This is a genomic window from Limobrevibacterium gyesilva (assembly GCF_025989185.1).
In the GTDB taxonomy this organism is placed as follows: domain Bacteria; phylum Pseudomonadota; class Alphaproteobacteria; order Acetobacterales; family Acetobacteraceae; genus Limobrevibacterium; species Limobrevibacterium gyesilva.
In genome coordinates this window covers 238,204-262,423 of sequence record NZ_JAPDNT010000002.1, presented here as the reverse complement: position 1 = coordinate 262,423, position 24,220 = coordinate 238,204, and the positions used below count along the sequence as shown (strand labels likewise).

Sequence of the window (24,220 nt, the reverse complement as noted above, 5' to 3'; positions counted from 1 at the left end):
GTATTCGAAATGAACGCCAATGTCTGGCTGCTGTTCATCTGCCAGGCGCTGGTGAATGCCTCGTCGATCAGCCAGGTCTCCATCAGCGCGCTGGTTGGCCACTCGCTCGCCGCCGACAAGACCCTGGCGACGCTGCCCTACGCGCTGCAGATGGCCGCCACCATGGCGGCCTCGATCCCCGCCGGCATCATCTTCAGCCGGCTCGGGCGCAAGGCCGGTTTCTATCTCGGCACCGTCGGCATGCTGGTCGGCACCGCGACGTTCGGCCTGGGCGTGCTGCAGGGCGATTTCCTGATCTATTGCCTCGGCGCGATTCCCACCGGCCTCGGGTTCGGCATTGGCCAGCATTACCGCTTCGCCGCTGCCGAGGTTGCCGCACCCAATGCCCGCTCGCGCGCCATCGCGCTGGTGATGGCCGGCGGCGTCGTCTCGGCGATCCTGGGCCCCGAACTGGTGAAGCACACCAAGGAGATGGTGTCGCCGCTGCTGTTCCTGGGCACGTATGTCGCGATGTCGCTGCTGCCGGTCATCGGCATGGTGTTGCTGGCGGTGGTGAAGCTGCCGCCGCCGCCGCCGCGCAACGCCTCGCCGACGCCGCTGCGCGTCATCATCGCCCGCCCGGCCTTCGTCGTCGCCGCCGTGGCGGGGCTGGTGTCGTACGGCGCGATGAACCTGATCATGGCCGCGACGCCGCTGGAGATGATGCTGTGTGGCTACGGCGTGAACGACAGCACCGACGTGATCCGCGCCCATGCCATCGCCATGTTCGCGCCCGGCTTCGTCACCGGGCGACTGATCCAGAAATTCGGGGCGCACCGCGTGATCTGTCTTGGCGGGCTGCTGACCATCAGCTGCGCGGCGCTTTCGCTCACCGGCTCGGCCTACATGACCTTCGTCACGGCGCTGATGCTGCTGGGCCTCGGGTGGAACCTGATGTTCGTCGGCGCGACGACGCTGCTGGCCACCGCGCATGACGCGCAGGAGCGGGTGCGGGCGCAGGCGGCCAACGACTTCATCGTGTTCGGCACGGTGGCCATCACCAGCTTCTCGTCGGGCGCGCTGCACAGCAGCAGCGGCTGGGTGGCCGTGAACGCCACGGTGGTGCCGCCGGTGCTGATCGCGCTGGGGCTGGTGCTGTGGCACCAGACGCGGCGGGCGCGCCTTGCCACGGCATAAGCCGCGGGCAGGCGACCGGCGGCTGCTGGCTGTTTGTTTTCGGTGGCCTGCCGGCCGCCTTCGGCGATCGCAGTCTAGTAGTTGCCGGTGCCGCCGCTGCGGTTGCTGCTGTTGCCGCCAGCCGAGCCGCCGGGGCCGAAGCGGCCGATATTGCCGAGGAGCTGCTGCAGGATGGTGGCGTCCGCACCCGGCGAGGGCGTCGTGCGGCTGACCACGCTCACCGGCCTGGAATCGGCCGACGTCCTGGTCTGCACCGACTGCACCACGCCGCCGTCGGAGAAGTTCACCAGCACGACCTGCTGGTCCAGCACTTCCTGGGTGCCGGCGATCACCGGCTTGGTGACTTCGCCGATATAGATCCAGGTGCTGTCGTCGAAGGTCGCCTTGGCGGTCGGTGAGCCGAGCAGCGCCACGACGTCGGCGCGGGTGCTGGTCCCCGGCACCAGTTCCTTGAGCTGTTCGGTGTCCACCTTGTTGCCGCGCACCTGCGGCGGGAACGTCATGAACGACGGCAGGCTGCAAGCCGCGAGCGGGGCCAGCAGGATCAGCGCCAGGGCGCTGCGATGGGCACTGCGGCGGAGCGCGGGGCGTGGAAGCGGGGTGGGCAGGCGCAAGCGGAGCATCCTTCAAACGCGCATCGAGGGGCGCGGCGTTGGTCTGGCGGTCGGCCCGTCTGACCGGTGTGAATGAACGGCATGATCGGCCCGGCACGATTGACCGGCGCGCCGGTGACGCTACGTAGGGGGTGTCATGACCGGCGTCGAGTGTCAATCAGATGTAACAGGCTGCCAGATTGGCATACCGCCTGACGAGGGAAATATGGGGTTCTTGGGCTTCCTGCGGCGCAGCCGCCACGAGCGGACGGGATACGAGCTCTACGGCGCGGCAGTGGCGGCGGCGCGCGATCCGTATTTCTATACCGGCCTCGGCGTGCCGGATACGCTGGACGGGCGCTTCGACCTGGTCGGCCTGCATGCCTTCCTGGTGATCCGTCGCCTGCAGGGCCTGCCGGAACCTGGTCCGGCCCTCGCACAGGCCCTGTTCGACGCCATGTTCAACGACATGGACGTGAACCTGCGCGAAATGGGGGTGGGCGACCTGGCGGTGGGCAAGAAGGTGCGCGCCATGTGGGAAGCGTTCCATGGCCGGGCGGCCGCCTACCAGGCGGCCATGAAAGCCGGCGACTCCGGCGCGCTCGCTGCGGCGCTGGAGCGCAATGTCTGGCGCGGCACGCCCGCCGGCGCCGCCGCGGCCGAGCTTGCCCGGATCGCACTGGCCCAGGACACGCATCTGGCGCGCCAGGATCTGGCGACGCTGGCGCGCGGCGCCGTCGCCTTCCTGCCGGCGGCGCGGGCGGTGGCATGATGCCGACCGATCCGCTTCCACCGGAGCTGCATCGCCCCCTGTCGGTCGACCGCGTGACCGCGTCCGGGCTGGAGGCGGTGGTCGAGGCCAGCGACTCCGAGCGCGCCGCCCTGGCCAGAAGGCTGGGTATCCCCGACGTGCTCGCCTTGACCTGTCGCTTCCGCCTGACGCCTTCCCAAGGCGGCGTGGTCATGGCCGAGGGCGTCTTGCGGGGCCGCCTGGTGCGGGTCTGCGTGGTCTCGCTCGATGCGTTCGAGGCGGATGTGGAGGAACGGTTTCGCGTTCGCTTCGTCCCGGCGGGCACCGAGTCGGACGATCTCGACCCGGAGTCGGATGACGAGATTGGGTATTCGGGCTCCGTCATCGATCTCGGCGAGGCGGCGGCCGAGCAGCTTGCTCTGGGACTCGACCCCTATCCGCGCAAGCCGGACGCGGACCTGCCCGAGGCCGCGCGCGCGCAGGACGAGTCGCCGTTTGCCGCACTCGCGCGCCTGCGGCGCGACAGCTAGTTTCGTGGCGTTGGCGGATCGAACTTGCCGAAATGGTTGCGGCGGACGACGGAAGGCGGGATACGGGGGATAGGAGCCATGAAACGCCGTGGCTTGCGGGGGCAGGGGGCCTCTGCTAGACGGCGCGGCTCGCGTTATTGCCATATTGTGAACGCATCCACCCGCCCGTCAGACGCATCGTCTGGCGGTTTGGACCGGACCGTCACGCAGACCGGAGGGGCATTGTCCCATGGCCGTACCCAAGAAGAAGACCTCGCCCTCACGGCGTGGCATGCGGCGCAGCCACGAGGCGCTGACGGCCGAGGCGCATGCCGAGTGCCCGAATTGCGGCGAGCTGAAGCGCCCGCACCACGTGTGCAGCCATTGCGGCCACTACGACGGCCGCGAAGTGGTGGGCGCCGGCAAGGCCCTTAAGGGCGCCGTTCGCGCCTGACGCGCCGCGGCCCAACGCCACTCCGCGCTATGAAACACGGTCGCACGATCTTCCCGGCACGGGCGCGGCGTTGACCGAGCCGTACACACTGGCCGTCGATGCGATGGGCGGGGACAAGGCCCCCGACATCGTCATCGAAGGCCTCGAGATCGCGTCCGAACGCCATCCGGCGGCCCGGTTCCTGCTTGTCGGCGACGAGACGCGGCTTGCGCCGCTGCTGCTGCGCCATAAGCGGGCCAAGGCAAGCTGTACGGTCCGGCACACGCCCGACGTCATCGGCAACGACATGAAGCCGACGACGGCGTTGCGCGTCCGCGGCGCGTCCATGCGCATGGCGATCGACGCGGTCGCCGCCGGCGAGGCTTCGGGCGTGGTGTCGGCCGGCAACACCGGCGCGCTGCTGGCGCTGGCCAAGATCGTCATGAAGACCCTGCCGGGCATCGGCCGGCCGGCCATGGCGGCCATCGGCCCGTCGGCGCGTGGCGACGTGGTCATGCTCGACCTCGGCGCCAACGTGACCTGCGACAGCCGCAACCTCGTCGAGTTCGCGGTGATGGGCGACGTGTTCGCGCGCACCGTCCTGGGCCTGACCGCACCCACGATCGGCCTGCTGAATGTGGGGTCGGAGGAGCTGAAGGGCGACGACCGGCTGCGCCAGGCGGCCGACGTGCTGCGCGCGAGCCATATCGCGCCGCAGTTCTACGGGTTCGTGGAAGGCCACGACATCGCCGCCGGCACCACCGACGTGATCGTCACCGACGGCTTCACCGGCAATGTCGCGCTGAAGACCGGCGAGGGCGCGCTGAAGCTGATGGGCGGGCTGCTGCGCCAGGTGTTCTCCGCTTCGTGGACGGCCAGGCTGGGCTATCTGCTGGCCCGGCCGGGGCTGGAGCGGCTGCGCGAGTGGCTGGACCCGCGCCGCTACAACGGGGCGGTGATGCTGGGGCTGAACGGCGTGGTGGTGAAGTCGCATGGCGGGACCGACGCGCTGGGTTTCGCCCACGCTGTCGACGTCGCCATGGACATGGTGGTGCATCGCTTCAACGAGCGTATACGCGAAGGGCTGGGTCGGATCACCGAGCTGCAGCCCAGGATGGGACCGAAGGATGGATCAGGTGACGCCAGGAACGGCGAAGGCAACGGCGGCGACCATCTTGCGGCCGCCCGCTGACGCAGGCAGGACGACGCCGCTGATTCGTGCGACCCTGGCCGGAATCGGCGCGTATCTGCCTGAGACGGTGGTGACCAACGACGAGCTGGCGAAGACCATCGACACGTCGGATGCCTGGATTCGCGAGCGCACCGGCATCCGCCAGCGCTACATCGCCCAGCGGCACGAAACCTGCGCCTACATGGGCACCCAGGCGGCCCGCGCCGCTCTGGCCGATGCCGGGGTCGATGCGCGCGAGGTGGATGCCATCATCCTGGCCACGTCCACGCCCGACCAGGCCTTTCCCGCGACGGCGTTGCGCGTTCAGGCCGAACTGGGCGCCGGTGGCTTCGGCTTCGACCTGTCGGCCGCCTGCAGCGGCTTCATCTATGCCCTGTCCATGGCCGACGCGATGATCCGCGTGGGCCAGGTTCGCACCGTCCTGGTGATCGGATCGGAGGTCTACTCGCGCATCCTGAACTGGCGGGACCGCGGCACCTGCGTGCTGTTCGGCGATGGCGCCGGCGCCGTGCTGCTGCGCGCCGGCGCCGAGATGGCCGAGGGCAGCGGCGCCGGCAAGCCGCGCGGCATTCTGTCCACCCATCTGCACGCCCAGGGCAACCTGGGCGACATCCTGTATGTCGACGGCGCCGTCGGTCGTCCCGACAAGCCCGGCCACCTGGTGATGAACGGGCGCGAGGTGTTCCGCCATGCCGTCGGCCGCATGACCGAGGTGGTGGACGAGGCGCTGGCCGCCAATGGCGTGAGCCGCGCCGAGATCGACTGGCTGGTGCCGCATCAGGCCAACCTGCGCATCATCGAGGGCATCGGCCGCAAGCTCGGGCTGCCGGCCTCGCGCGTGGTGGTGACGGTGGACCGTCACGCCAACACCTCGGCTGCCTCCATCCCGCTGGCATTGGCCGAAGCCTATGCCGATGGGCGCATCCGCCGTGGCCAGCTGATCCTGATGGAGGCGCTGGGCGGCGGGCTGACCTGGGGCTCTGCGCTGGTACGGTTCTGACGCCGCCGGCAAGGCTCGCGTTCCCGTCAGGGCACGGTTGCGACCCGCCTGGATCGGCCGGTCGCAACCGCTTGATATTATGATTTCTTGACGAGTCGTTTCCGGCTGCCTAGCGTTCATCCATGAACACCGTCACCCGCGCGCACCTGACAGAGACGATCTATACGCAGGTCGGCCTGTCCCGCAATGAATCCGCCGATCTGCTGGAGACGGTGCTGGAGCGCATGTCCTCCGCACTCGAAAGTGGTGAATCCGTCAAGATCAGTGGCTTCGGGACCTTCTCGGTGCGCCAGAAGGGGCGCCGGATCGGCCGCAATCCGAAGACGGGGGTCGAGGTTCCGATCCTGCCGCGGCGCGTCCTGGTGTTCCGGCCCAGCCAGGTGCTGAAGGCCCATGTCAACCACATGACCCCGCCAGCCGGAGATGAGGAATGAGCAGCGGTGTGCGCGCCCTCGGAATGAGCGGCGATGCAGACGGCCTGAGAATGAGCGGGTCCGACCCGGATGCCGGGACAGAGCACGGAGATGCCGGACGGGCCAGGCTGAAGAAGGCGCCGAACGCCTTCCGCACGATCAGCGAGGTGGCCGATGAACTTCATATCCCACAGCACGTGCTGCGGTTCTGGGAGACGAAGTTTCCGCAAGTGAAGCCGCTGAAGCGGGGGGGCGGACGGCGGTATTACCGGCCAGACGACATCCTGCTGCTGCGGCGCATCTCGGATCTGTTGTATATTCAAGGATATACGATCAAGGGGGTGCAGCGCCTGCTGCGCGAGGGCGGCGGCAAGCTGTCCGACGACATTCCCCCGGCAACGCCGGACGAGCAGGCCGAGGCCGAGGCGGAGCGTGGCGGGCCCGGCGCGCTGGACGTTGAGCCGCAACTGCCGATGCCCGGCCTGACACCGCCCCACCCCGCCAGCCCGCAACCGCCGCACGTCGCCCAGCCGGCACCCGCGCCGGCACCCGCCGTGTCTCCCGGCGAGGCCGAGGCGGCGGACAGCGAGGCGGCGCGCCTGCGCGCCGTGCTGACCGCGACATTGCACGAATTGGAGGCGCTGCGGGCCTTGCTGCCCCGTTCCGCCTGATCTCCCCTGGGCGAACGTCAAATGAGCAAGGCAATGCGGCGTTTCCTGCGTTGCGGCTCGGCGCGACCGCTGCTACATGGAGCGCCCCCGCGGTCGGAGCGTAGCGCAGCCTGGTAGCGCATCAGTCTGGGGGACTGGGGGTCGTGGGTTCAAATCCCGCCGCTCCGACCAATAAACCAATGGCGCGTCGGCAGCGGCGGACGCTTCTTCGGCGGCTGGATATCAACCGGCTGCCATGTGCCGCGTATTGCTGGCGATCCCCGATACTCCGCACAGTGTCACCAGGCGTGTCGCGCATCGGCCGAACCTGGCCGTAAACTGCGGCGGCGGCCGTGATGCTGATTGGTACCCCTGGCTATCGGATGATGTCGCCAAGACGTCCGCCCCGTGACCGAGCGAAGTTGGTTCTGGGTACCGCGCGGCGCATGGTGTTACCGTGTCGACAGAGGACAGTACGGCGGGGGGCCGTTGTCGCGTGGTGTCATGAACTTGCCGGAGGATGTCGCCACAGTGGCCGATCCTGCTGGCGAGGCCGCGCGCGCGCTGGTGACGGTGGCACCCTGTCCGATGGGCGTATTCGATGACGAAGGCGCCTGCCTGTTCGCCAATCACGGCTTCATCCTGCGGGCCGCCCAGAATGCCGGCGCGGCGGGAGCCGCCTGCGCCGGCGGAGAAGTGCGGGCGCGCTTCAGCCCGGACGGGGTGCGGAACTGGACGCTGATCTCGATGCCGGCGGAGGCTGCGGCCCATCCGGTCGCCGACTTCATCGATACGCTCGCCAATGCGCTGCCGGTGATGTTCAGCGCCAAGGACATCCAGTCACGCTATTTGTTCATGAACCGCTACCAGGCCGACCTGTACGGCGTCACGCCGGAGGAGGCGGTCGGGAAGACGCCGTCGGACCTGCTGGGCGAGGAATACGGCCGCTATACGTGTCGTATCGATGCGGAGGTGATCCGCTCCGGCCAGGCCACACCGTTCTTCGAGGAGACCTATTCCACTGCCGACGGTGCCGAGCATCACTGGCTGACCAGCAAGGTCCCGCTCGCCAACGCGGACGGCACGATCTGGGGAGTCGCCAGGGTCGCCATCGACATCACCGAGCGGACGCAGCTGGAGGACGGGCTCCGCCAGGCCAAGGAGCAGGCCGAGGCGGCAAGTCGCGCCAAGTCCGGCTTCCTGGCGGCGATGAGTCACGAGTTGCGCACGCCGCTGAACGCGGTGATCGGCTTTGCCGAGATCATGCACCAGCAGGTGCTGGGGCCGATCGGGTCGACGGAATATTGCGACTATGCCGGGCATATCCTGGGCAGCGGCCAGCACCTGCTGTCGTTGATCAACGACATTCTCGACTATGCCCGCATCGAGAGCGGCAGCCTGCGGCTGAACATTGCCGCGGTGGATGTGGGCGCGATGCTGCGCGGCACGCTGGAGATGTTGGCCCAGACCGCGACGGCGGCGGGCGTCCGGCTGGCCGCGGACGTGGCCAAGCAGCCCATCCTGATCCACGCCGACGAGCAGCGGCTGCGCCAGGTGCTGCTGTATGTGGCGGGGAACGCGGTGAAGTTCACGCCCGCCGGCGGCCAGGTGACGGTGACGCTCAGGCCGGACGTCCAGGGCGGCGCCGTGATGACGGTGGCCGACAGCGGAATCGGCATCGCCGAATCCAATATTCCCCATGTGTTCGAGCCGTTCTGGCAGGCGGATAGCGGCCTGGACCGACTGCGGGATGGGGCCGGGATCGGATTGCCGCTGGCACGCCAGCTGGTCGCAATGCATGGCGGCCGGCTGGAGCTGGACAGCCGGCTCGGCGAGGGCACCCTGGTTTCGATTCATCTGCCCGAGCGGCCCGACGAGGTGCCGGCGGCCTGACCCCGACCGGCGAGGATGGGATGTTGTCGAAATAATTATTAGTTATAATAATTATATTGAAGAATGCCCTAGCAGCACTGGCCACCGCACCATGCCTGGCGCCACGCCGCCACCTCCTCGGCCGCCAGCGGGCGGCTGACGAGAAAGCCTTGCACATGCTCGACACCGAGCAGTTCCATATAGGCCCAGGTGGCGGCATCCTCGACGCCCTCGGCAGTGACGCTGAGACCGGCTTCGTGGGCGGCGGCGACCGCCGAGGTCAGGAAGCGGGTGGCGGCCGGGTCGGCGGCGGCCCGTTGCACCAGGTCCTTGTCCAGCTTCATCGACGTGAAGGAAAGGCCGAGCAGGGCGCTGTGGTCGCGGATGGCCGGGCCCACGTCATCGATGGCGAGTCCGTAACCGATGGCACGCAGGCGGCGCGCGGCCTCGCCCAGCCTGTGCAGGCAGGCGAGGGGCCGGCTCTCGGTGAGTTCGATGACTACGCGCTCGGCGGGAATGCCGGCATCGTTGCGGGCGGCATCCAGGCGCGTCAAGGCGTCCGGCGTCAGCAATACGTCGAGCGGGAGGTTCAGGGCGAGTGTGAGGTCCATCTGGCCGAACTGCCCGCTGCCCCAATCGGCGAAGGCCCGGCGCATCACGGCCTGGGTCAGACTCCAGGACAGGCCGGCGTCCTCCATCGACGGAACGAACAGGCCGGGCTGCAGCATGCCGCGTGAGGGATGGTCGAGCCGGGCCAGCACCTCGACGCCGATGGGCCGGCGATCGGCCATGCGGACGATCGGCTGGTAGAGGGTGTGGATCCAGGCATCGGCCAGGGCGATATGGAGATCGGTCTCGCCCAGATGATCGGCGGCAATCGGATCGGTTTCGGCCGGTTCGGTGTTGCCCGCGTTGGCCAGAGGCAGCCCCATGGTTTGCATGGCTGCAGCCCGGGCGGTTCTGGTTGCCGTGCCGGCCGGCGCCGGTTCACACTCGGCCGGACGTTTCTCATCCACCGTCATTCGGCCGCCAACCTCCATGTGCCAGCTCGGTCCCGGCGCGAGATGGGCGTATCAGCGACGATCCACCGTGCCGATTCTGCGCTGGATCACGCTTTTTTAGCCACAACGCGTGGGGTGGATTGTTAAATAGTCTGTGATCGTCGCACAAGCTGGGAATGAATGCGCTATGGGAAAGAGATGTTTCGCAACATGGCCGGCGGGCGGAGCCGCGCTGGCAGTCGCCCTGATCGCCGCAATGCCGCAGGCGCGGGCCATGGATGCGCGGCTGGGCGTTCAGACCGAAACCAGTTCGATCGATCCGCACTACGCCCTGGTCGGCGCCAACCAGACCGTGGCCCAGCATATTTTCGAGACGCTTCTCACTGCGGACGCTGCCATGCGGCCGGCGGCGGGGCTGGCCGCGAGCTGGCGGGCGGTGGGCGACGATGCGTGGGAGTTCCGCCTGCGGCCGGGCGCGCGCTTCCACGACGGCACGCCGGTGACGGCCGAGGATGTGCGCTTCAGCCTGGAACGGATGCCGCACGTACCCGGCAGCCCGGCGCCGTTCGTGCGGCTCGCCGGCATCACCACGGCGATCGAGGTCGAGGGCAGCGATATCGTGCGGCTGCGCACCAAGGGCTTCGACCCGTCTGTGCCGTTGAATGCGATGAGCGCCTGGATCGTCTCCGGGAAGGCCGCGCGCGATGCGACAACGGCGGACTTCAACAGCGGCCGCGCCGCCATCGGTTCCGGTCCATGGCGGTTCGTGGAGTGGAAGCCGGGTGAGCGGCTGGTGCTGGAGCGCTTCGATCCGTCGCTGCCGTTCGAACGCGCGGTGATCCGCCCGATGAGCAACGACGCGGCGCGGCTGGCGGCGCTGCTTGCCGGCGATGTCGACCTGATCGACAGCGTGCCGCCAGGCGATATCGAGAAGCTGCGCGGCAACCCGGCGGTGAAGCTGTGGACGGCGCCGTCGGCGCGGCTGATCTATCTGGCGCTGGACCAGGAACACGACACATCGCCGCAGCTTCGCGGCATGGACGGCAAGCCGCTGGCGGCGAATCCGCTGAAGGATGCGCGGGTGCGGCGCGCGCTGTCCCTGGCGATCAACCGGACGCTGATCGTCGACCGGCTGTTGCACGGGGCCGGCCACTCCACCGGGCAGATGGTGCCCGAGGGGTTCATCGGCCATGACCCGTCGATCGTGGCGCCGGACTTCGATCCGGCGGCGGCGAAGCAGTTGCTGGCCGAAGCCGGGTGGGGGCAGGGGTTCCGGCTGACCCTGACCTCGCCCAACAACCGCTATGTCGAGGATGCCAAGACGGCGCAGGCGGTGGCGCAGCAATGGACGCGCGCGGGCATCGGCACCGAGGTGGACGTGCTGCCCTCCAACGCCTTCTTCTCGCGCGCGGCGAAGCGGGAGTTTGCCGCGTTCCTGATCGGCTTCGGTTCGACCGCGGGCGACGCCTACACCGCCATGTCGCAGGTGCTGAACAGCTACGATGCCGAGCGCGGGCTGGGGGCGCTGAACCGGTTCCGCTTCTCCGATCCTGCGGTGGACGCGGCGCTGGAGCGCAGCCAGGGGGAGCGCGATCCGGCGGCGCGGACGGCGGCATTGCAGGCGGCGGCACGGATCGCATTGGTGCAGGACACCGCGATCATTCCGCTGCATTTCCCTGACAATGCCTGGGCGACCCGGGCCGGGTTCAGCTATCGGCCGACCATGGCCGAGGGGGCGCAGGCGGCCTTGCTGCGTCCGGCGCCCTGACGGCGGCCCGCTGATCCGGGCGGCGCCGTTGCGGGTTCGGTAACCATCGGCGCCTACCATCGCGGTCAGATCCGATCGCGAAGGGTACTGCCGTGCCGGAAACCAGCGCTGACGATGCCGGGGCGGGCGAGGTGCTGATCGGCGGTGCGTTCGCCGTCGATGTGGCGCGGCCGCTCGCCGGTGCCGGCGGCGGCTTGCCGGCTTTCGTGGCACATGACCGCAAGGGCGGGCGGACCGGGCTGATGGCCGTGCAGGTGCAGCCGGATGCGCCGGCGCGGGCCCAGGCTCTGAACATGCTGCCGCAGACGCAAGTGGACGGCGTGCTGTCGCCGCTGGCGCATGGCCCGGCGCCGGATGCGTCCGGGGTGCCGGCCTGGTTCGTGATCTGCCAGGCGCCGCCGGGCCCGCCGCTGGCGGCGGCTGGCGACGCACCGGCCCGGCCCTGGGGCGAGGCCGAACTGCTCGACCGCCTGCTGCGCCCGGCGGCGCATGCACTGGAACAGTTGCAGGCGTGCCACGCCACGCATCGCGCCATCCGGCCCGACAACCTGTTCCGCGCCGGTGCGGGCGAGCCGGTGATGCTCGGCAGCGCCTGGGCGGCCCCGCCGGCGAGTCTGCAACCGGCACTGTACGAGCCGCCCTATGCGGCCATGTGCCTGCCATGCGGGCGCGGCGACGGCAGCATCGCCGACGACGTGTATGCGCTGGGGGTGACGCTGCTGGTGCTGGCGCTGGGGCGGCTGCCGATGGCCGGCCTGGACGACGCAGCGATCATCCGCCGCAAGCTGGAAATGGGCAGTTTCGCGGCGCTGGCGGGCGATGAGCGGCTGCCGCCGGCGATCGCTGACCTGGTGCGGGGCATGCTCGCGGAGGACCCGGAGCACCGGCCGCCGCCGGCGCTGCTGGCCGATCCCGCGACCGCGCGTGCCCGCCGGGTGGCGGCGCGGCCGCCGCGGCGCGCCCAACGGCCGCTGGAGATGGGGCCGCAGGCGGCATGGACGGCGCGCACCCTGGCCTATGCCCTGGCGACCGATCCCGACCGGGGCGGACGGCTGCTGCGCTCCGGCAGCGTCGATCGCTGGATCCGCCGCAGCCTGGGGGACAGCCAGCTTGCGGCCCGGCTGGAAGAGGCAGTGCGGCTGCGTGCCACCGATCCGGACGCTGAGGACCAGCGGGCGGACGGATTGCTGACCGCGCGCGCAGTGGCCGCTCTGGACCCGCTGGCACCGCTGTGCTGGCGCGGCATCGCCGTGTGGCCGGACGGGCTCGGTCCGGCCATCGTGGCGGCTGGCACTGCCGGCGGCGGCGAGGCCGGCACCGAGGTCGCCGATGCTTTGCAGCAGGTGGTCGCAGCCGAGGCCGTGGCGGCCTGGGCTGCGGCACGGCCGGATCGGTGCGATCCGCTGATCCTGCGGGCGGACGCGCATCAGCACCGCATGCTGCAGCGGCTGCGTGGCTGGGGCGGCGGGATGACGCGGTTGCGCTACACGCTCAATCCGCTGCTGGCGTGCCGCAGCCGGATGCTCGACGGGCGGATGGTGGTCCGGCTGCCGGAGCTGCTGCCGGCACTGGAGGCGGCGGCGGCACGGCAGGAGTTGCACGGACAGCTGCCGGTCGATCGTGAGATCGCCGCCTTCGTCGCCGCGCGGGGCGAGCTGCGGGCGGAAGGCGATCTGGTGGCGCTGGCCGAGCCGCCGCGCCCGGAGATTGCGGCCGTTGTCGCGTTGCGCGTGCTGGCCAGGCTGCAACTGCGGCTGAATGGCGAGGCCGTGCCTGCGCTGGCGGCGTGGCTGGCGGCGCTGGCGGCGCCGGCGCTGGCGGTGTGGCGCAACCGTGACGGACGCGAACGGCGCGAGCGCGCGCTGGCCGAGGCTGCCCAAACCGGCCATCTGACGGCGATGCTGGAAGTGCTCGACGATCCGCCGGCACGTGCGGCCGATGAGCGCGCGTTGCAGGAGGCCCTGGCGGCGGTGCAGCGGATCGACGCGCAGCTGGCGCAGATCGCGGCGGGGGGACCGGCGCGGGCCGACGCAGCGCGGCGGATCGGGCAGGAAGCGGTAGCCTGCGCCGGCGCGGTCGCACTCACCATCGCGACCGTGGCGGCGGTGCTGGGCTGATGGGGCGGGCCCGCGCCATGGCCGCGGCATCGGCCCCGAAGGCTGCACGGAAGCGCGGATCGATGCTGTGGCTGCAGGGGCTGGCCTGCGGTGCATTGGCGACGCTGGCGACGCCGACCGCGGTGCTGGCAGGCTTGCTGCTGGGGCCGGGACTGCTGGCGCTGGCCTTGGACCAGACGCCTGGCCGGCCGACGGCACGGCCGATCCTGCTGCTGGGGCTGGCGACGACGCTGCAGCCCGTGGCCGAGCTCTGGCAGGCCGGGCACCGGATCGGCAGCGCGCTGGATCTGATCGCCGATCCCCGGGTGCTGGCCACCGCCTGGCTGGCGCAGGTGGGCGGGTGGGTGTTGGTGGAGCTGGGACCGCTGCTGCTCGCGCTGGCGTTGGAGGCCGGGGCGCAGGCCCGCATGGTGCGGCTGCGGGCCATCCGGGCGCGCTATGAGGCGCTGTGGGACATTCCGCCGGTCGACGCGCCGATGGCGCAGGACGCCCCCGGCGAGTCGCCATCGCCGGGCTGAGGTCTGTTTACGGTTGTGGGGCCGGTATCCGCTTCCGGCGCGGCGAAGGCGCCGCGCCGGAAGCGGCTTTGGTCAGGCGCCGCTATGCGCCGCGGCCTGCGGCGGCTGCGCGGCCGATCCTGGGGCCTGCGGCCGGGCCGCGCGGCGCTGCTCGGCCACCTGCGTGTGCATGGCCTTCTGCAGCTTCTCGAACGCGCGGACCTCGATCTGGCGGACACGCTCGCGGGAGATGCCGTATTGCTGCGACAACTCCTCGAGCGTGGTCGGGTTGTCCTTCAGCCGCCGCTCGATGAGGATGTGGCGCTCGCGCTCGTTCAGCGTCTTCAGCGCGCCGGCGAGCAGGGCCTTGCGGCCCGACATCTCCTCGTGCTCGGCGATCGCGGTCTCCTGGCTGTCGCTCTCGTCCACCAGCCAGTCCTGCCATTCGCCCTCGCTGTCCGCCCGCACGGGGGCGTTGAGGCTGTGGTCGGGGGCCGACAGGCGGCGGTTCATGCTGATCACGTCCTGTTCGGGCACGGCCAGCACATGGGCGATCTTCGCCACCTGCTCGGGCTTCAGGTCGCCGTCGTCGATGGCCTGCATCTGGCCCTTCAGCCGGCGCAGGTTGAAGAACAGCTTCTTCTGGGCGGCGGTGGTGCCCATCTTCACCAGGGACCAGCTATGCAGGATGTATTCCTGGATGGCCGCGCGAATCCACCACATGGCGTAGGTGGCCAGGCGGAAGCCGCGGTCCGGGTCGAACCGCTTCACCGCCTGCATCATGCCGACATTGCCTTCGCTGATCAGCTCGCCGACCGGCAAGCCGTAGCCGCGATAGCCCATGGCGATTTTTGCGACCAGGCGCAGATGGGAGGTGACAAGCTTGTGCGCCGCCTCCATATCCTGGTGGTCGCGCCAACGCTTGGAGAGTGCCAGCTCCTCCTCGGGGGAGAGCATGGGGAATTTGCGGATCTCCTGGAGATACCGCGTGAGATTGCCCTCGGGGGCAACGTTGGTGACGGCAGAGACCACGCTAGGCTCCTTTCGTCTTTGCGATCGCGGCCCTGCCCGGTTCGGCGCGAGGCGGCAATCGGCTGCTGGATCTGTGACCCGGGACACTGGGCCCCGGGGCTGGGTTGACTGTGACATCGGGAACCCGGAAGCGGATGTCAGGCGCGATGGGACCATTTCACCCCGGGAAGCGCCCCTTCCGCGGCAGCGTCTCCCCGGATGGCCATACGATGTGAGCGCCTGTTACGCATCGTTTCCTCGCGACTTTATACCGGACGAATTTAGTCCAGTCAACATTCTGGACTCATGTAGTCGGGATTAAGTTTCAGACAGGTCAAGCAGATCGAGCAGGGCCTGCATGTCCGCGGGCGGGGGCGTCGTGAACGACAAGGGCTGGCCGGTGCGGGGGTGCGTGAAGCCGAGATGGGCGGCGTGCAGCGCCTGGCGCGGGAAGTCGAGCAATGCGCGCCGGACCGCATCCGGCAAGGCGCGGGCGGCGGCGGGGACGCGGCGGAGATAGACCGGGTCGCCGACGATGGGGTGGCCGCGGCTGGCCAGGTGGACGCGGATCTGGTGGGTGCGGCCGGTGGCCAGCCGGCATTCCAGGAGGGAGACGGCGGTGTTGCGATGGGCCAGGGTGCGGTAGCGGGTGAGCGCCAGCTTGCCGCCGCGGGCGACCACCGCCATGCGCTTGCGGTCGCGCGGATCGCGGCCGATGGCGCCCTCGATCTCGCCGGTGGCGGGGTTGGGCAGGCCCCAGCACAGCGCCAGGTAGGCGCGGTCGAGGTCGCGGGCGGCAAAGGCGGCGGACAGGGCGGCAAGGGCGGACTCCGTCTTGGCCACGACCATGACGCCCGAGGTATCCTTGTCGAGCCGGTGCACGATGCCTGGGCGGCGCTCGCCGCCAATTCCCGGCAGGCGGTCGCCGCAGTGGGCGAGCAGGGCGTTGACCAGGGTGCCGTCCTGGTTGCCGGGGGCGGGGTGCACGACCAGGCCCGCGGGCTTGTCCAGCACCAGCAGGTCCGCGTCCTCGTACAGAATCGGGAAGGGGATGGGCTGGGCTTGCGGCGTGGCCGGGACCGGGGCGGGCGGCACGAGGGTGTAGCGGCTGCCGGCATGTACGGACTCGGCCGGCTGGGTGAGGCGGGCGCCGTCGCGGGTGGCGTGGCCGGCCTCGATCAGCGCCTTCACGCGTGAGCGGGAGAGGGCGGCGAAGCTGTCCGCCAGGAACCGGTCGACGCGCTGGCCCTCGGCCTCCGGCGCCGCCGTGACGGCATAGACGGCGGTTGCGTCGGGTGGGGTTTCGTTGGACATGGCCCGGGATACCCCGGATGGGGGCGATGTGGGAGTGCAGGCGTGATGCGAATGCTGAAAGTCGCCGTGGTGGTGATGGGCGTGATGATCGTCGCCGGGGTGGCAACGCTTGCGGTCGTGCTGGCGCAACGGGTGCTCGCGGTGCCCGGCCCCGCCGCGCAGGCGGTGCTGGACGAGCCCGAGGGGACGCGGATCGTGGGCGTCTCGGCGTTGCCGGATCGGCTTGCGCTGCAGTTGCAGGGCGGCGGGCCGGACCGGGTGGTGGTGGTGGATCTGCGGTCCGGGCGCGTGCTCGGCCGGGCGGCGCTGGCGCGATGAGCGGTGGGCGGGGCACCCATGCGGGCAGCGCGAACGGGTGCGTGTTCATGACGGCTTGATGTCCGCGCGCAGAGGCCCTAGAAGGCGCCGGTCCGCAGTCCCGTTCGTCTAGAGGCCCAGGACACCGCCCTCTCACGGCGGTAACAGGGGTTCGAATCCCCTACGGGACGCCACCTTGCCGCACAGCCTGGAACGCCAGACGTCTTCGCGCCGGTCGCCGGAGGCGGGGGCTGATTGGCGCTGGTCGCCCCCTGAACCGGCATTGCCCGGAGCGAAGCAGGATCGGTCGTCCGTTCTGCGTCAGCCCTGGTTGTGGGATCAATGCGGCAAGGCGCCCGAGGCCTTCGCGGTATGGGTTGCGATCGCATCCATCAGCGGTGGCGACAGGGCGTCGTACGGCTCAAGACCCAGTCCCTTCAGCCGATCCCGGATCGCGCCCATCCGCGATGGATCGACTCCCGATTCGATGACGGAGGAGACGAAAGCGGCAAACTCCGGCGGGGCCCAGCCGGATTCCTGGAACAGTTCCGGATGGACGAAATCGAGCCCATAGAACGGATGGCTCTTGTTCTCGATCCGGCCATACATGTGAACGCCGCAACCCGTGCAGGCATAACGCTGGATGGTTGCATTGGGGTCGACGATCGCGAGCTTGTTTTCGTTTTCCGTCACGCGGAGGTTGTCGCGCGGGACGACGGCGACCACCGAGAACGTGGCGCCTGCCGGCTTCCAGCATTTGGTGCAGCCGCAGGCGTGGTCATGGGCGATTTGTCCCGTCACCGTTACTTTGACGGGATTTTGGGCGCATTTGCAGACGAGCGTGCCGCCGGAGAACTCTTTTGCTGCCGGCATCAAGCCATGATCCACGGCAGGATGAATCAGAATCGCGCCTGACATCGTTTCCTCCCCATCTTGCATTCGCCAGACAGCCCGGGATTTCGACCGCGCCTCCGCCAATTCTGCAAATTCGGACGACAGCGGTCAGAACACCCTTGGGCACGCAGCAGAGTAGCGCAGACCAGATGACTTCGGTAGAATTTGCAGTTACCCGAATTGGCGTGGCCTCGGCCGCCGAGCATTACGCTTATGTGAACGTATTCTTCGCGCGCGCACCTGCCTGATCCGGTCAACCGGCAGCGGCGCGCCGATGCTGTGTTGCCCGGGCGCGCAATCGGGCCAGGAGTGCGGCGTGGCGCGGCCCGTGCCGCAATTGCGGTGCGCAGGCCTCGGCTTCCCACACCTGCTGCGCGGAACCCCGGTGCAAGCGCCTGACCTTGCCTCCGTTCTCGAACGCGTCGCGGTTGCCGGTGTCGAGGAAGCTCTCCGCCGGCAGGCCCTCGGCGAGGATCACGTCATGCACTGGCAGTTCCACGTGGTAATAGGTCACGGTATCGACGCGTTCCTGCACGATGCTGGTGCCGTTGATCAGCGTGCAGATCGGGATCAGCACGTCGTCTGCATACACCGCATGATCCGGCGAGAGCAGCAGGTCGCGTACCGGAAGCCCCGGTCCGAACGCACCGGCGCGGACGCGCACGGGCATCACGTCTTTCGGGCGCGGATGCGCGCGGCAATCGACATGGCGATGGCCGATCCATACGATCGGCACAGTGCCGCCGAAGAAAGAGATGATGCGCATGCCTGGCTGCAGCATCTCGACCGCGACCGCGCATGACGGCGTGGCGATGCGCGTGCCGGCGGCGTAGCAGGCCACCTCGAACGGATGGCTGGTGTCCAGCGGCGGCGGGGATGTGACGGGGAACGCGTTCCCCGAAATGTTTGCAGCGCCCGATGCGAGATCGGCGACCCCGATGCCGTAGACCGTATTGCCGATGATGCTTGCCGGGAAATTGTTGCCCTGCGTATCGGTGGATTGGTTGAGCAGCAGATGCGGCACGCCGCCGGGGCGGTCGTTGATGACGGTGTTGCCGCTGATGTCGATGGTGGAATTCGCGTGGGATGGGTTCAGCTCGCCGCCAAAATGGATCGCCGATGTGTTCGGCGAGTTAGGGCCTTTCTGGATGACGTTGCCGGTGATGGTCACCGCGCCGCCGTCTGGAATATCGATGCTGTAGCTCGTGTCGGCGGTGGGGCCGTCCTGGATGCGGTTGTCGATGATCACCGTGTTGTCGGCACGGCTTTTGATCTCGTGCCCGCCGAGCGCGTCATGGATATAGCTGTTCGTGATGGTGAGCAGGCCGATCTCGTTGACGTAGATGTTGTGCGTCAGGCCGTCGTTGTTGCCGTTGTTGTTGAACTCGCTGTGATCGATGGTGATCGTCGCGCCGGCGACGGCGTTGGCGAGCAGGCCTTCCTGATTGTCATGGATCCAGCTGTTGGTCACGGTCAGGCTGCCGGCCTCGAACCGGATGCCGGCGCCATTGCCGTCGGGCACGCTGGCGCCCGACAATTCGATGTGATCGAGCGTGACGTTGGCGTCGATGACCAGGATGGCCTTGCCGTTCGAGGGTTGGCCCGCGGGCGTCAGATGCGCCATGCCGCCCACGCCCTCGATGGTGATGTCGGCATATATCGTCGGGAAGTTCTCGGTGTAGTTGCCGGCCGGGATCTCGATGGTGTCGCCGTTGACCGCGACGTTGATGGCGGCGGAAACGCTCGCGATGCCAGGCGTGGTGCCGACGATGAGTACTGCCATGACGATCGCTCCTGTTCAAAAACGCCCGATGCAAGGCGAAGCATTGCGTCTTGCGCAAATCACGAACGCAGGAGCGCACTCACCTTTGATGCTGGCGGAGCTGGACATGGCAGTTCGGGGTGACTCAGCGACAGTCCAACGAGCATGCGGCCAGGGTGGCGCGACTGGTGTCGGGCCTGACGGGAGCGTAAGGCGAGCCGGCCCCGGTGGATGACGGCCGGTTGCGTACCGGGCCGGTCTGCGGCGGGCCTTGCAGGTGCGGCCCGGATCTTTATTGTCGAGCGCATGACAGAGCCAGTTCCCGCAGGCTACCGGCCGACCGAGAACGAACCGTACATGAACCCGCGGCAGATCGCGTATTTCCGCCAGAAGCTGCTGGACATGCGCGCCGATCTGGTGCGCGAGATCGAACGGATCGATGCCCTGGTGTCGGACGAAGGAATCCGGGAGCCCGATATCGGCGATCAGGCCAGCGCCGAGTTCGATCGTGAGCTCAACCTGCTCAATCGCGAGCGGACCCGCCAGATCGTCGCCCGGGTCGATCGTGCGCTCAACCGGATCGCGGACGACGTCTATGGCTACTGCGAGGAGACGGGCGAGCCGATCGGGCTCAAGCGGCTGGAGGCGGAGCCCACCGCCGCGCTGTCGGTCGAGGCCCAGGAACGCCAGGAGCGGGCGCGGCGATAGGCGGCGACGGTCGGTTGCGCAGGCGCCGGTCGCTGCCATGCCGAACCATGTCGCCTCTCAGGGTTATAAGGCTGTGTTGCCCTGGTTCTTTCCCGGGCAAGATGCGCCGGATGCCGGGCGGTGAGGGGGGTGATGGCGGCGGGCGCGAAGCCGGGGTAGTTTGGCGTCGGCGGCGCCTCGCGTCCGGGTCAAGGCGGCGGGGGCCGATGTTGGTTTTCTCTTTCCGGGTACACGTTGCGACCATGGGCTTCGCGTCTCAACCCGCTGTTCTGGTTCGGATTTGCGACGGGTTGGGCGGGCCATGAGCGGCGGCGGCCGGTGGACACGGCGGGCGCTTGGGGCCTTGGCGCTGAGCGGCCTGCTTGGGGGATGCGGGTTCCGGCCGATCTATGCGCCGCGGGGGGACGGGGCGATGGGGCCGGCCGAAGCCGGCCTGGCAGCGGTCGATGTCGGGCTCATTCCCGAGCGCAGCGGGCAGCAACTGCGCCAGGCGCTGCAGGAGCGGCTGGACCGGTCCGGTGCTGCGTTGGCGAGGCGCTATGACCTGACCGTCAGGCTTGCGTGGAATGTCGAGCTTCTGGCGATCGAGCAGGATTCAAGTGTAACGCGCGTACGGCTGGTCGGGGTGGCCAACTGGACGCTGACCGGCCGCGATCCGCAGCGGCGGACGTTGACGAGCGGCACATCGCGCTCGCTGGATGCTTTCAACATCATCAATGAACAATATTTTACCGCCGACTTGAACAACCAGATGGTTCAGGGCCGGGTTGCCGACGCGCTGGCCGAGCAGATCACGCTGCAGCTGGCCGCCTATTTCAACAAGGTTGCCGCATCCGGTTGATTTCGGTGGCGTTTCTTCCCGGCGGAGTATGACAATTACGCTAGCGACACCCTCTTGGGGGTAGGCGTTCCGTCGCGAACAGATTAAACAGGATTCCACGCCCTCGCCCGACATGTCCCGATGACCATGGCTTTGAATACCGTTGCAATTTGGATTGAGCCGCCGGACGGAGCGCGACCTTAGAATGCCTAAAGTGACTGTTGGTATCCCGGTCTATAATGGCGCCCGGACGATCGGGCGGGCGCTGGATAGCCTCCTTGCACAGAGCTTTACCGATTTCGAGCTGATCATTTCTGACAATGCGTCGACCGATGGGACCGGCGACATCTGCCAGGCCTATGCGGCGCGCGACAAGCGGGTGCGTTATGTCCGCCAGCCGACAAACCTCGGCGCCGGGCTGAACTTCCGGTTCGTGCTGGTCGAGGCGCGGACACCGTATTTCATGTGGGCGGCGGCGGACGACCTGTGGGCGCCCTCGTTCATCGAGCGGCAGCTCGCGGTGCTGGAGGCCGATCCGGGCATCGTGCTGAGCCAGTCGCGCGTCCTGTTCACGGTCGACGGGCGGCCCACCAACCTGTCCACCGGCACCTTCGCGCTTCCGCACGACGAGGAGCACAACGTCGCGGCCTACCTCACCAATCCCGCTGACAACAGCCGCTATTACGGCCTGTTCCGCACCGCGGCGCTGCAATCCGTGTTCCCCAGCCGGAATTTCTTCGCGCTGGACTGGGCGGTCGCGGCGGCGACGCTGCGGTTCGGCCGGCATCACGAAATCCCGGACATTCTCATGATCCGGGACACCAGCGACACGGTGGCCTATGAGCGCGGCCTCCAGCGCGACCATCGCTTCTGGCTGTGGCGCATCTTCCCCATGCTCTACATGACCATCTGGCTGCTGGCCGGGCGGCGCGTTCCGGTCACGTCCGCCGTGCTGTACCGGCTGGCGAAGCTGAACCTCTACATGCATCTGCGCTTCGGCATGTACCGCTGGAACCGGGCCGCGGAGCTTTACCTGTCCAACAACAGCGCGCGCCACTCACTGCGCATCCTTCTCGGGCCGTGGGTTGGGTGGCTGTGCGCGCCGGGCCTGGGGCGCCGCCTCGCGGCAGCCAAGCGACGGATCCGGCAGGGCGTGATCGGCGCGGCCTATGTGCCGTGGCGGATCTTGCCGCTGACGCTGGCGCAGCGCCAGGCCTTCAAGCGGGTGGTGCTGAACGCGGCGTTCAGGCTCGGCTATGGCCGCGCCCCGCAGCAGGAACGTGTCGAGGTGGAGGAGGCAGCGGCATCCGGCGCCACACTGCCGAGCATGCCGGACCTGCCGGTGGCGGACTGGAAGATGCCCCGGCACGCCGCGGACCAGCCTGCGTGCCTGTCCGTCGTCGTGGCGCCGACCGAGGGGGACGGGGTGCTGGGCATGCTCGCCCTTGTCGACTCGATCGCGTCCGCACAGGGCGACCTGCCGATCGAAGTCGTGGTGGTCGACAACGGCTGCACCGACATCAGCGGGGTCGCGTTCCGCTTCCTGCCCGGCTTCACCTATCGCCGGTTCGACCGGCCGGTGCCGTTCGGCGTCGCGGCGAATGCCGCGAGCCGCGCGGCTTCGGCCGAGGCCCTGGTGTTTGTCGAATCCACGCTGCGGCTGGACGCCGACTTCCTGCGCCAGTGCCGCGCCAGCCTGGCGCCGCGCACATTGGTGGGGGCGCAACTGCGCAGCTGGGACGGCTTCCTGGATGCGGCCGGCGGCATCGCCGACGCGGGCGGGCTGCGCGGCTATGGCGCCGGGCGGAGGACGGAGGAACCGGCCTATCTGTTCGCGCGCGCCGTGGATTACTGCCCCGGCGCTTTTGCCATCCTGCGGACGACGCTGTCCGAACTTGGCGAATTCAGCGCCGAGTATGCGTCGTTCGAGATTTCGGCCCTGGACCTCGCCACGCGGCTGCAATCGGCCGGTGGACAAGCGCTGTACTGGCCCGCGGCGATCGTCAGCGACTGGTCGGCTGCGGCGCGGCGCCGCAAGGACGCCCGCATCCCGGTCGATGCGCATGCCCTTTCGGCGGAATGGGAGCGGTTCGCCGTGTGCAATGCCGCCCTGCTGCGCCGCCGTGCAGAGGCCGCACGCGCCGGGCAGAGGCCGCATGACCGCAGCCGTCGCCACCGTCTGCTGTTCGTCGACGCCGACACGCCGCGACCCGACCAGAGCGCCGGCGCCCTGCTGGCGCTCAACCTCATCCGCATGTTGGGGGAGCTGGCGTTCCGGGTGACGTTCGTGCCCGAGAGCAACATGGCCTTTGCCGAGGGATACACCGACTCGCTGCGCGCGCTGGGCGTGGATGTCGTGCATTTCCCGTATTGCGCGTCCGTGAACGATATCCTGGAGACGCGCGGCGACGAGTTCGATGTGGTGGTGCTATGCCGGGCCTATATCGCCGACCGGTATATCGACAGGGTGCGTAAGCTGGCGCCGCAGGCGCGCATCATCTTCAACACGATCGACCTGCATTTCGTGCGGGAGATGCGCGAGGCGGAGTTGCTCAACGATGCCAGGATGATCGCGGAGGCGGAAGCGAGCCGCAGCTCCGAGCTGGCCTCCATCGCCAAGGCTGACGCCACCATCGTCGTCAGCACCCATGAGGCGGCGATCGTGCGCGCGGCCGTGCCTTCGGCGCGGGTGCATGTCGTGCCGCTGCTGTTCGAGATGCCCGAGCGCCTGGAGGCGGGCGGGCCGGACGGGCGGCAGGACATCATGTTCGTCGGCACCTACCAGCACCCGCCCAATCGCGATGCCGCCATCTATTTTGCCAGGGAGATCTGGCCGCTGGTGCGCGAGCGCCTGCCGCAGGCGCGCTTCCTGGTGGTCGGCAGCAACCTGACGCCGGACGTGCAGGCGCTGGCCGGCGACGGGGTCGAGGTGCTGGGCTTCGTGGAGGACCTGGACGCGGTGCTGGCGACCTGTCGCGTGACTGTGGCGCCGCTGCGCTTCGGTGCCGGGTTGAAGGGGAAGGTCGCCTCCAGCCTGCTCGCGGGCGTTCCGGTGGTGGCCTCGTCGATCGCGGTGGAGGGAACGCCGCTGCGCGATGGCGTCGATGTCGTGATCGCCGACGCGCCCGCGGCGTTTGCGGATGCGGTGGTGCGGGTCTACGAGGACCCGGTGCTGTGGCGGCAACTGGCGGTGGCCGGCTTCGACTTCGTGCGGCGTGAGTATTCCATTGCAGCCAATGTGCCCCGCCTGCGCGGGGTGCTGGAGGATGCGGGCATGAGCTTGCAGGGCCGGCCGGCGGCGGATCGCGCGTCGATCGTCGCGTGAGCCGGCCGTTCCCGGGCGACATGACAGAAACGTCATGAAGACCGGTGCTAAATCTTGCGTGCGAGACGCGTACAATAAAACAAATGCTCCCGCCGCTGACGCCAGCGACGGTCAAGG

The 24,220-nt window shown here is 68.9% G+C and carries 22 protein-coding genes and 2 tRNA genes; 18 read left to right on the top strand and 6 right to left on the bottom strand.

Annotated elements, in window-relative coordinates; translation table 11 throughout:
• Positions 1-9: 9 nt before the first annotated feature.
• Positions 10-1,176 (top strand): MFS transporter, encoded by a 1,167-nt coding sequence (locus OL599_RS05135; protein ID WP_264712572.1) that lies wholly within the window; start codon positions 10-12, stop codon positions 1,174-1,176.
• A 74-nt stretch (positions 1,177-1,250) separates the two neighbouring features.
• Here the strand turns inward: OL599_RS05135 and OL599_RS05130 are convergent, their stop codons facing one another.
• Positions 1,251-1,790 carry an outer membrane protein assembly factor BamE gene (locus tag OL599_RS05130; protein WP_264712571.1) on the bottom strand — a complete coding sequence of 180 codons (540 nt, stop codon included), beginning with the start codon at positions 1,788-1,790 and terminating at the stop codon, positions 1,251-1,253.
• 205 nt (positions 1,791-1,995) lie between these two features.
• On the opposite strand from OL599_RS05130, the gene OL599_RS05125 reads away from it, so the two are divergent.
• From OL599_RS05125 to OL599_RS05085, 9 genes are all read left to right on the top strand, one after another.
• The gene (locus OL599_RS05125; RefSeq protein ID WP_264712570.1) at positions 1,996-2,541 is read left to right on the top strand and encodes a ubiquinol-cytochrome C chaperone family protein; all 546 of its coding nucleotides are present in this window, start codon (positions 1,996-1,998) and stop codon (positions 2,539-2,541) included.
• Complete coding sequence (locus tag OL599_RS05120) at positions 2,538-3,050, top strand: YceD family protein (RefSeq protein ID WP_264712569.1); 513 nt, start codon at positions 2,538-2,540, stop codon at positions 3,048-3,050. Before OL599_RS05125 ends, OL599_RS05120 begins: the two co-directional genes overlap by 4 nt.
• 229 nt (positions 3,051-3,279) lie before the next feature.
• Complete coding sequence (gene rpmF / locus OL599_RS05115) at positions 3,280-3,483, top strand: 50S ribosomal protein L32 (protein WP_264712568.1); 204 nt, start codon at positions 3,280-3,282, stop codon at positions 3,481-3,483.
• Positions 3,484-3,553: 70 nt separating this feature from the next.
• Entirely contained in the window at positions 3,554-4,654 is a 1,101-nt protein-coding gene (plsX, locus tag OL599_RS05110) for a phosphate acyltransferase PlsX (RefSeq protein WP_264712567.1), read from the top strand.
• Positions 4,655-4,673: 19 nt separating this feature from the next.
• The gene (locus tag OL599_RS05105; protein ID WP_283949553.1) at positions 4,674-5,654 is read left to right on the top strand and encodes a beta-ketoacyl-ACP synthase III; all 981 of its coding nucleotides are present in this window, start codon (positions 4,674-4,676) and stop codon (positions 5,652-5,654) included.
• Positions 5,655-5,776: 122 nt separating this feature from the next.
• Positions 5,777-6,088 (top strand): integration host factor subunit alpha, encoded by a 312-nt coding sequence (locus OL599_RS05100; protein WP_264712566.1) that lies wholly within the window; start codon positions 5,777-5,779, stop codon positions 6,086-6,088.
• A complete protein-coding gene (locus OL599_RS05095; protein ID WP_408886914.1) occupies positions 6,085-6,738 on the top strand; it encodes a MerR family transcriptional regulator in 654 nt (217 codons plus the stop codon). The genes OL599_RS05100 and OL599_RS05095 overlap by 4 nt, the downstream gene beginning before the upstream one ends.
• Positions 6,739-6,832: 94 nt before the next feature.
• A tRNA-Pro gene (locus OL599_RS05090) sits at positions 6,833-6,909 on the top strand.
• A gap of 312 nt (positions 6,910-7,221) precedes the next feature.
• The gene (locus tag OL599_RS05085; protein ID WP_264712564.1) at positions 7,222-8,610 is read left to right on the top strand and encodes a PAS domain-containing sensor histidine kinase; all 1,389 of its coding nucleotides are present in this window, start codon (positions 7,222-7,224) and stop codon (positions 8,608-8,610) included.
• A gap of 68 nt (positions 8,611-8,678) precedes the next feature.
• Here the strand turns inward: OL599_RS05085 and OL599_RS05080 are convergent, their stop codons facing one another.
• Positions 8,679-9,611, bottom strand: coding sequence for an EAL domain-containing protein (locus OL599_RS05080; RefSeq protein WP_264712563.1), 933 nt, complete (start codon positions 9,609-9,611; stop codon positions 8,679-8,681).
• Positions 9,612-9,864: 253 nt separating this feature from the next.
• On the opposite strand from OL599_RS05080, the gene OL599_RS05075 reads away from it, so the two are divergent.
• From OL599_RS05075 to OL599_RS05065, 3 genes are all read left to right on the top strand, one after another.
• Complete coding sequence (locus OL599_RS05075; protein WP_264712561.1) at positions 9,865-11,358, top strand: ABC transporter substrate-binding protein; 1,494 nt, start codon at positions 9,865-9,867, stop codon at positions 11,356-11,358.
• Positions 11,359-11,450: 92 nt separating this feature from the next.
• On the top strand, positions 11,451-13,475 hold the full coding sequence (locus OL599_RS05070) for a protein kinase family protein (RefSeq protein WP_264712560.1): 2,025 nt from the start codon (positions 11,451-11,453) through the stop codon (positions 13,473-13,475).
• Positions 13,476-13,537: 62 nt separating this feature from the next.
• The gene (locus OL599_RS05065; protein WP_264712559.1) at positions 13,538-13,993 is read left to right on the top strand and encodes a hypothetical protein; all 456 of its coding nucleotides are present in this window, start codon (positions 13,538-13,540) and stop codon (positions 13,991-13,993) included.
• A gap of 72 nt (positions 13,994-14,065) precedes the next feature.
• On the opposite strand, the gene rpoH is transcribed toward OL599_RS05065, so the two are convergent.
• Both rpoH and OL599_RS05055 read right to left on the bottom strand, forming a co-directional pair.
• Positions 14,066-15,004 carry an RNA polymerase sigma factor RpoH gene (rpoH, locus tag OL599_RS05060; RefSeq protein ID WP_264712558.1) on the bottom strand — a complete coding sequence of 313 codons (939 nt, stop codon included), beginning with the start codon at positions 15,002-15,004 and terminating at the stop codon, positions 14,066-14,068.
• A 297-nt stretch (positions 15,005-15,301) separates the two neighbouring features.
• On the bottom strand, positions 15,302-16,297 hold the full coding sequence (locus OL599_RS05055; protein WP_264712557.1) for an RluA family pseudouridine synthase: 996 nt from the start codon (positions 16,295-16,297) through the stop codon (positions 15,302-15,304).
• 51 nt (positions 16,298-16,348) lie between these two features.
• Between OL599_RS05055 and OL599_RS05050 the strand changes: the two genes are divergently transcribed.
• Both OL599_RS05050 and OL599_RS05045 read left to right on the top strand, forming a co-directional pair.
• Positions 16,349-16,615 (top strand): hypothetical protein, encoded by a 267-nt coding sequence (locus OL599_RS05050; RefSeq protein ID WP_264712556.1) that lies wholly within the window; start codon positions 16,349-16,351, stop codon positions 16,613-16,615.
• Between the two features lie 97 nt (positions 16,616-16,712).
• A tRNA-Glu gene (locus OL599_RS05045) sits at positions 16,713-16,788 on the top strand.
• 145 nt (positions 16,789-16,933) lie between these two features.
• Here the strand turns inward: OL599_RS05045 and gfa are convergent.
• A complete protein-coding gene (gene gfa, locus OL599_RS05040) occupies positions 16,934-17,512 on the bottom strand; it encodes an S-(hydroxymethyl)glutathione synthase (protein WP_264712555.1) in 579 nt (192 codons plus the stop codon).
• Positions 17,513-17,741: 229 nt separating this feature from the next.
• Positions 17,742-19,271, bottom strand: a complete 1,530-nt coding sequence (locus tag OL599_RS05035) for a Hint domain-containing protein (protein ID WP_264712554.1) — start codon at positions 19,269-19,271, stop codon at positions 17,742-17,744.
• Positions 19,272-19,556: 285 nt separating this feature from the next.
• Here OL599_RS05035 and OL599_RS05030 point away from each other — a divergent pair, with 285 nt between their 5' ends.
• The 3 genes from OL599_RS05030 to OL599_RS05020 all read left to right on the top strand — a co-directional run bounded on the left by OL599_RS05030 (position 19,557) and on the right by OL599_RS05020 (position 24,103).
• Positions 19,557-19,958, top strand: a complete 402-nt coding sequence (locus OL599_RS05030) for a TraR/DksA family transcriptional regulator (RefSeq protein WP_264712553.1) — start codon at positions 19,557-19,559, stop codon at positions 19,956-19,958.
• A gap of 301 nt (positions 19,959-20,259) precedes the next feature.
• On the top strand, positions 20,260-20,799 hold the full coding sequence (gene lptE / locus OL599_RS05025) for an LPS assembly lipoprotein LptE (protein WP_264712552.1): 540 nt from the start codon (positions 20,260-20,262) through the stop codon (positions 20,797-20,799).
• Between the two features lie 193 nt (positions 20,800-20,992).
• Positions 20,993-24,103: a glycosyltransferase gene (locus tag OL599_RS05020; RefSeq protein WP_264712551.1), complete on the top strand. Its 3,111-nt coding sequence runs from the start codon at positions 20,993-20,995 to the stop codon at positions 24,101-24,103.
• Positions 24,104-24,220: the final 117 nt, after the last annotated feature.

Bases quoted from the DNA above. Each gene is read 5' to 3' on its own strand.
- OL599_RS05135 (WP_264712572.1), top strand. From the start codon at position 10: ATGAACGCCAATGTCTGGCTGCTGTTCATCTGCCAGGCGCTGGTGAAT.
- OL599_RS05125 (WP_264712570.1), top strand. From the start codon at position 1,996: ATGGGGTTCTTGGGCTTCCTGCGGCGCAGCCGCCACGAGCGGACGGGA.
- OL599_RS05120 (WP_264712569.1), top strand. From the start codon at position 2,538: ATGATGCCGACCGATCCGCTTCCACCGGAGCTGCATCGCCCCCTGTCG.
- rpmF (WP_264712568.1), top strand. From the start codon at position 3,280: ATGGCCGTACCCAAGAAGAAGACCTCGCCCTCACGGCGTGGCATGCGG.
- OL599_RS05100 (WP_264712566.1), top strand. From the start codon at position 5,777: ATGAACACCGTCACCCGCGCGCACCTGACAGAGACGATCTATACGCAG.
- OL599_RS05095 (WP_408886914.1), top strand. From the start codon at position 6,085: ATGAGCAGCGGTGTGCGCGCCCTCGGAATGAGCGGCGATGCAGACGGC.
- OL599_RS05085 (WP_264712564.1), top strand. From the start codon at position 7,222: ATGAACTTGCCGGAGGATGTCGCCACAGTGGCCGATCCTGCTGGCGAG.
- OL599_RS05080 (WP_264712563.1), bottom strand. From the start codon at position 9,611: ATGACGGTGGATGAGAAACGTCCGGCCGAGTGTGAACCGGCGCCGGCC.
- OL599_RS05075 (WP_264712561.1), top strand. From the start codon at position 9,865: ATGGATGCGCGGCTGGGCGTTCAGACCGAAACCAGTTCGATCGATCCG.
- OL599_RS05065 (WP_264712559.1), top strand. From the start codon at position 13,538: ATGCTGTGGCTGCAGGGGCTGGCCTGCGGTGCATTGGCGACGCTGGCG.
- OL599_RS05055 (WP_264712557.1), bottom strand. From the start codon at position 16,297: ATGTCCAACGAAACCCCACCCGACGCAACCGCCGTCTATGCCGTCACG.
- OL599_RS05050 (WP_264712556.1), top strand. From the start codon at position 16,349: ATGCTGAAAGTCGCCGTGGTGGTGATGGGCGTGATGATCGTCGCCGGG.
- gfa (WP_264712555.1), bottom strand. From the start codon at position 17,512: ATGTCAGGCGCGATTCTGATTCATCCTGCCGTGGATCATGGCTTGATG.
- OL599_RS05035 (WP_264712554.1), bottom strand. From the start codon at position 19,271: ATGGCAGTACTCATCGTCGGCACCACGCCTGGCATCGCGAGCGTTTCC.
- OL599_RS05030 (WP_264712553.1), top strand. From the start codon at position 19,557: ATGACAGAGCCAGTTCCCGCAGGCTACCGGCCGACCGAGAACGAACCG.
- lptE (WP_264712552.1), top strand. From the start codon at position 20,260: ATGAGCGGCGGCGGCCGGTGGACACGGCGGGCGCTTGGGGCCTTGGCG.